The organism is Trichocoleus sp. ST-U1 (genome assembly GCF_039961835.1).
Lineage (GTDB): Bacteria > Cyanobacteriota > Cyanobacteriia > Cyanobacteriales > FACHB-T130 > FACHB-T130.
In genome coordinates this window covers 23,264-29,403 of record NZ_JAMPJZ010000071.1, presented here as the reverse complement: position 1 = coordinate 29,403, position 6,140 = coordinate 23,264, and the positions used below count along the sequence as shown (strand labels likewise).

General features: G+C 47.4%; 7 protein-coding genes. 3 read left to right on the top strand and 4 right to left on the bottom strand.

The window, feature by feature from the left end; all coding sequences use genetic code 11:
• The coding region (locus NDA06_RS20680) for a response regulator (protein WP_348251834.1) at nt 1-610 on the bottom strand (610 nt) is incomplete at its 3' end.
• 95 nt (nt 611-705) lie between these two features.
• Between NDA06_RS20680 and NDA06_RS20675 the strand changes: the two genes are divergently transcribed.
• The gene (locus NDA06_RS20675) at nt 706-1,467 is read left to right on the top strand and encodes an aldolase/citrate lyase family protein (RefSeq protein ID WP_190685564.1); all 762 of its coding nucleotides are present in this window, start codon (nt 706-708) and stop codon (nt 1,465-1,467) included.
• Nucleotides 1,468-1,687: 220 nt separating this feature from the next.
• Nucleotides 1,688-2,359, top strand: coding sequence for a 2OG-Fe dioxygenase family protein (locus NDA06_RS20670; protein ID WP_190410567.1), 672 nt, complete (start codon nt 1,688-1,690; stop codon nt 2,357-2,359).
• A 305-nt stretch (nt 2,360-2,664) separates the two neighbouring features.
• Here NDA06_RS20670 and NDA06_RS20665 read toward each other — a convergent pair whose 3' ends face one another.
• The 3 genes from NDA06_RS20665 to NDA06_RS20655 form a co-directional block, all read right to left on the bottom strand.
• Nucleotides 2,665-4,251, bottom strand: coding sequence for a glucose-6-phosphate isomerase (locus NDA06_RS20665; protein ID WP_190987125.1), 1,587 nt, complete (start codon nt 4,249-4,251; stop codon nt 2,665-2,667).
• A gap of 232 nt (nt 4,252-4,483) precedes the next feature.
• Entirely contained in the window at nt 4,484-4,741 is a 258-nt protein-coding gene (locus NDA06_RS20660) for a cytotoxic translational repressor of toxin-antitoxin stability system (RefSeq protein ID WP_190534934.1), read from the bottom strand.
• Between the two features lie 145 nt (nt 4,742-4,886).
• Entirely contained in the window at nt 4,887-5,066 is a 180-nt protein-coding gene (locus NDA06_RS20655; RefSeq protein WP_242047575.1) for a hypothetical protein, read from the bottom strand.
• A 116-nt stretch (nt 5,067-5,182) separates the two neighbouring features.
• Between NDA06_RS20655 and NDA06_RS20650 the strand changes: the two genes are divergently transcribed.
• Entirely contained in the window at nt 5,183-6,076 is an 894-nt protein-coding gene (locus tag NDA06_RS20650) for a branched-chain amino acid ABC transporter permease (RefSeq protein ID WP_190987124.1), read from the top strand.
• The last annotated feature ends 64 nt before the right edge of the window (nt 6,077-6,140 follow it).

Sequence of the window (6,140 nt, the reverse complement as noted above, 5' to 3'; positions counted from 1 at the left end):
TTTCCGTTTTTCTCAGCAGGTTGCTGACGTGCTTTTCCACCGTCCGAGGACTGAGGTGCAACTCGTTGCCGATGTCGGCGTTAGATAAACCCTTAGTGAGTAAATCGAGAACTTCCTGTTCTCGCTGAGTTAGGTTGAATGAGTTTGAAGGAGTATGTTGGGGAAGCCCAGGGCCTTCCACTTCCTTCTCTGGTGTGGCAACAGCATGAATCAGCGATCGCCATTCAACTTGAATCATCTGCGATCGCTCTAAAAGATTGCGAATCACTGCCCCTAACTCATCCAACTCAAACGGCTTGGGCAGATACAGATCGCAGCCTAATTGGTAGCCCCGAATCCGTTCTGAGGTCGTTGCACGCTCCGTTAAGAAAATTACTGGTAATAGACGAAACGCTGGGCGTTGACGGAGACGCCGCACCAGTTCATAGCCATCCATCCGGGGCATCATAATGTCTGTTACAAGCAAATGAGGATGATATGACTCAACTAAACTGAGAGCTGCTTGACCATCCTCAGCTGTAATAACTGAGTAGCCAGACATTTCCAGATAATCGCATATAGAAAGCCGAATTCCTGGATCGTCATCGGCAACCACGATGAGCAAAGGCATGGGCACAGAGGAAGAGCGTACATAACCCCTAGAATAGGTCAAGTCCATCCTAAAAGTGGGAACACTGTTCTGCCTCTTAAGGTGAAAACTGACCAATGCGTGAAAATCAACTGAAACGGAAACTCAAGCGAGGTGAGGTTGTCCTCGGCCCGTTCATCAACTGCGCCTATCCGGCATTTATAGAAATCTGCGGACACGCAGGATTTGACTTTGCCGTGATTGACATGGAACACGGTGCCCTCAACACACTGGTTGCCGAAGACCTGTGCCGTGCAGCCGACTGCGTGGGATTGGCACCAATTATACGCATCCGCAAGAACGACGCACCGCAAATTCAACGGGCACTGGACATCGGCAGTGCCGGTGTCCAAGTGCCTCAAATAGAAACTCAGTCCGACGCAGCGGATGTTGTGCGTGGTGCCAAATATAGCCCTCTTGGTTCGCGCGGACTTTCATTTTACACCCGTGCTGGCGTGTACGCAGCAGCAGGGACGCAAATTACAAATCAGCTCAACGAAGAATCTCTGATTGTCGTTCACGTCGAAGGGATTCGCGGCGTCGAAAATATTGAAGAAATTGTCAGCGTGCCCCACATTGATGTCATTTTCCTCGGCCCTTATGACTTGTCGCAGTCTTTGGGCATTCCGGGGCAAGTGCAAGACTCGCGGGTAATTGAGCTGATGCAAAAATGCGTTACCACGATTCGCAAGGCTGGGAAATCTGCGGGCACATTTGCCGATAATCCTGAAACAGCGAAGCAGTGGATTGATGCCGGAGTTCAGTACATAACTCTCGGTGTGGATGTCGGTATTTTCCTGCGAGCGTGCGAGGCTTTGGTAAAAGCAGTGCGAACTTAAGGCTGGCAGTTCAGTAAAATCCCAGAGAAGGAAGAAATATGTAAAACTATATCTAAATTTTTACATTTCACTGAGTCATTGGGAGGGAATCTTTATCAAAAATTTGTATTAATTTTGTATCATAAACAACCAAATTAAAAATTCTAAGTTTATGCTTAAAGAATAGCCTTCCTAAAGTAGGAAGGAAAACTGGGGATCGAAGCGTACTGGAGAAAAAGCGATGCAAACGCTACCGGGATCGACGGATTTGGCTTATGCCATGATGTTTACCTTACACAAAGTCCATTCCGTAAAGATAGAAGGTTTTAAGCCATTCTTTAGCGATCTTCCTGTTGACCCTTACATCAAGAATAATTATCGTTTCAGAAGATTATCTCGGTTCAAAGTATTTGGAAATGACTTAGTCAAACTACCGCATGGTTACTTGTTTCAAAGCAAGCAATACAATCCATTAGTCGGCGATATCAAGCGAGAGTATGCCGAACTAGATGATGCCATTACGAAGCTTGAAGATTTCAAAAAACTTGTTTTGGCATTTATTGATTACTGCCAACTCGACCCAGAAGCTGTTGAAATAGGAGTTCATCAAATTAGAACGACCTGTTCGCCAGATAATTATGGAAACCCTGCCCCTGAAGGGATTCATCGGGATGGGACTGATTTTGTCGGCATATTTTCTGTAGGGCGGGAAAATATTCAAGGTGGAGAAACCCATCTCTACAAATCCAAAAAGCATGACCCGGTTTTTTCTAAAGTTCTTCATCCAGGTGAACTGCTATTAGTCAACGATCGGGAATTTTTTCACTATACAACTCCCATTCAGCCACTATTTCACGGTGAAGGAACAAGGGACGTATTTGTTCTGACTTGCCCCAGCTTATTGACAAATTAAGAAGGAGAAGGATTGAATTTCTCAGTTTTAGCTGTGCTTTTTTAGTTACTGTTTTGAGCAGCTTGCACGAGCGTCTCGGCATTGAGAGGTAGAGTCTCTAAACTTTCGTATTAGCCATAGGGGCACGGCAACGCTGTGCCCCTACTTAAACTTAAACTGAGGGGATGTAAAACTTAGCCACTCCCCTGTTTGCGGAAGCTAGCGGACAGATCTCAATTTCCTCGATTAGAGCCGTATTCAGCATCCTTTGAGTTGAAGCTTTGTCTTCGCTCTAAAATGCCAAATTTATGATAAATCAGAGCCATTTAAATGGCGGAAACCCTCAAACTGCTGGGTTTGCCCAAATTGCCTTGTAAAACAACACTCCGCTGATTAGCATCAAGATGGCGCAGAATTTTGTAAATTGCCTCAATTTGATCGGAGGCACCCGCTTTCTGAGCCAACTCAGTTAAAGAAAGGGGCGCGCCTTCCTCTTGTACTGCCTGTAAAACTCGTCTTTGCAAGTCGAGAATGGCGGCGGCAGCCTTTTTACCCGCTTCTACCCCTGGCTGGTGATAAGCATTGATATTGACCAGGAAACCATAAAGTCCGACAGCCCGGTCATACAAAGCAATTAACGCACCTACCATCCGGGGATTTACCTGAGGAATCGTCACGGTGACAGAATCCCGCTGGTTTTCATACAGAGCTTGTCGGGTTCCCTGGAGTAAACCAGAGAGATAGTCGCCGGATGTAACTTCCGGCTCGACGAAGGGGGAGTTACCCTGTCGGTCTTTTAAGACTTCAATGAAGGTCAGAAAGAAATTCGGGACACCCTCTCGCAACTGCTGCACGTAAGCGTGTTGGTCGGTTGAGCCTTTGTTGCCATAAACAGCAATCCCTTGGTAGACGATATTTCCGTCAAGGTCTTTTTCTTTGCCCAAAGATTCCATGACTAGCTGTTGCAAATAGCGGCTGAATAGCAGCAGGCTGTCTTTGTAGGGCAACACCACCATATCTTTTTCACCTTTGCCATTTCCGGCGAAGTACCAGCTCATCGCCAGTAGTGCGGCTGGATTTTTCTTGACTTGGGGCAGGCGAGTGGCAGTGTCCATTTCTTTGGCACCGGCAAGCATGGCGCGGATATCGATGCCCTGCAAGGCGGCTGGGAGCAATCCTACGGCTGACAGCTCCGAGGTACGTCCTCCCACCCAATCTTCCATTGGGAAGGTTGCCAACCAGCCTTCTGAGTTTGCCTGCCGATCTAATTTGCTGCTTTCCCCAGTGATGGCAACAGCTTGAGGGGAAAAGTTCAGATTCTGCTCAGCGAAGGCTTTTTGCACTTCTACCATGCCATTGCGGGGTTCTGGCGTTCCCCCTGATTTGGAGATGACTAAGACGAGGGTGCTGTTCAGCCGATCTTTGAGCTGGGAGAGGATACGGTCAATGCCCGCCGGATCGGTGTTGTCAATGAAGTGGATGGCGAGGGGCGGGAAGTCTGGGGCGATCGCTTGGGCGACAAATTGGGGACCGAGTGCCGAGCCGCCGATACCGATGGAAACAATATCGGTAAACTTTGGAGCGTTGGGTGGATGAATTTCGCCACTGTGGATTTTTTGGGCAAACGCTTCAATCTGCTCTAAAGTTTGGACAATCTGTTGTTTGATTTCCGGAGTGGGCGCTAAATCCGGGTCGCGCAGCCAGTAGTGACCTACCATGCGGTTTTCATCAGGGTTTGCGATCGCGCCTCCCTCCAGTGCCTCCATCTCCTGAAACGCCTTCTCAAACCTCGGCTGCATCGCCTCGACAAACTCACTATCAAACCGCATCCGGCTGACATCGAGGTAAAAGTCTAACCCCTCATGGTAGTAGAGCCATTCTTGGTAACGTTGCCAAAGTGCAGCAGCATCCATAAGTAAATCTCAATAAGCGTGTTTCCAGTCAACACAAGTTTAAGGTAAGCTTCAGCATCACTTTTGACGAATTAGCCTGTCAATTCGTTAATTGGGTAATTCTCCCACCCCAAATTGAGATTCAGAATTGCTTTAGAGTCCTGTACAGCTAGATTTATCTGAGATAGCCAGGAAAATTCATTAGACCGCTCTATTCGGTCTTACAACGACCGGCTTTCAACTCGAAAGCCTCTTAAAGACGCGGTTTGGGCAGAACCCGCAGAAATTTAACAAGATGCCCGGTCACTTCAATCGCAATTAGATAGTCATCTATCGTAAAGCGGTAGAAGATACTATCAGACCCGATTTCCCGGAGTTCCGGCAAATCGGTAATTCGCTCGATCCGCATGAACTCCTCAAAGACGAATTCATATATCCGCTCTCTCGCTGCGTATTCTAAGTTCTTCAGGTCTCGCAGAAAAGACCGGGCATAGCGCACTTCTAGTTTCACAGGGCAACTGGCTCTTACTCCAAATGGCAGATACTTTTTCTTTTTACTGCGAAATTTGACTAAAAGCGATTTTTACCCTTTGATTCAGCCGACGAACAGGGGAAAACTTAGGGGAAGTGCAACATCCGGAGAGCTTCTTCGCGAGTTAGGGTTTCCCCCGGCTGTACGGTATGCTTCGACTCTTGGATGGCTTGAGCATATACAGGTCATAATAAATCTGTTGTAGAACTTTCCAGGCGTCATCCAAGTTGTCATCAGCGAGTTGATCGATTAAATCGGGTAGCTGAGCAGTTAAGCGTTGTAATCGACCTCTGAGAAAATTCATAATTAAACACTGGCGAACAACGTAACATTCCCTAGAGCCTTCTTGTTAGAGGGATCTTGGACAATCTAAAGCTTAGAGCTTAGAGTTTATAGTTTATTGAGTCTCACAAGCGTGGCATGGTTGGCTATCTCATCTTTTTGACAATTTCTACGACAATTTTTGCCCTGTTTAGCTTGGGTTTAAATTTACAGTGGGGCTTCACCGGACTGATTAATTTTGGGCATATTGCCTTTATGACAGTCGGTGCATACACCACAGTGTTGTTGAGCTTGCAGGGGGTTCCCCTAATTTTCGGGGTGGCTATCGGTGCTGTTTTAGCAGCGCTGCTAGGACTGTTAATCGGATTATCAACTCTACGGTTGCGCGAGGATTACTTAGCAATCGTGACCATCGGCGTTTCCGAATTGCTCCGTTTAGTTGTCAATAATCAGCCATTGCCAATGGGCAAAGAATTTCGGCAAGGATCGTTTGGGGTATATGGATATGCCTTGCCACCAGGAGATAAGCTTGGTTTGATGGTGTTGTCGCTGCTGGTATTGGGGTTGACGTTTTGGCTGCTGGAGACGTTGGTGCGATCGCCTTGGGGTCGAGTGCTAAAAGCGATTCGAGAAGATGAGCAAATTCCTAAAGCATTAGGAAAAAATGTCTTTTGGTACAAATTACAATCTTTCATGCTGGGAGGCGCGATCGCCGGAGTCGCTGGGGCTTTTTTGGCATGGCAGACGACAACGGTTTACCCGAATAACTTTGAGCCGCTAACGACTTTCTATGCTTGGACGATTGTTGTCTTGGGCGGTGCGGGTAACAATGTGGGCACAATCCTGGGGGCGGTGATTTTCTGGGGTTACGATAGTTTGACGCGCTTTTACTTACCTCAGGTGGTGCAACTGGATGCCTCGCGGGAAGGGGCATTTAGAATCATGGTGATTGGTTTAATCCTGATGGTGCTGATGGTTTGGCGTCCACAAGGTATCTTAGGGAAAAAAGAGGAACTGACCCTTGGCAAATAACTCGCACATTCCGCCCAATCGGTTGTCTGAGGGGTCTTTAAACGGGGGCGGCAAGCATCTCGAA

Excerpts from the sequence above, each read along its gene's own strand:
- NDA06_RS20675 (WP_190685564.1), top strand. The coding sequence starts at position 706 with ATGCGTGAAAATCAACTGAAACGGAAACTCAAGCGAGGTGAGGTTGTC.
- NDA06_RS20670 (WP_190410567.1), top strand. The coding sequence starts at position 1,688 with ATGCAAACGCTACCGGGATCGACGGATTTGGCTTATGCCATGATGTTT.
- NDA06_RS20665 (WP_190987125.1), bottom strand. The coding sequence starts at position 4,251 with ATGGATGCTGCTGCACTTTGGCAACGTTACCAAGAATGGCTCTACTAC.
- NDA06_RS20655 (WP_242047575.1), bottom strand. The coding sequence starts at position 5,066 with ATGAATTTTCTCAGAGGTCGATTACAACGCTTAACTGCTCAGCTACCC.
- NDA06_RS20650 (WP_190987124.1), top strand. The coding sequence starts at position 5,183 with ATGGTTGGCTATCTCATCTTTTTGACAATTTCTACGACAATTTTTGCC.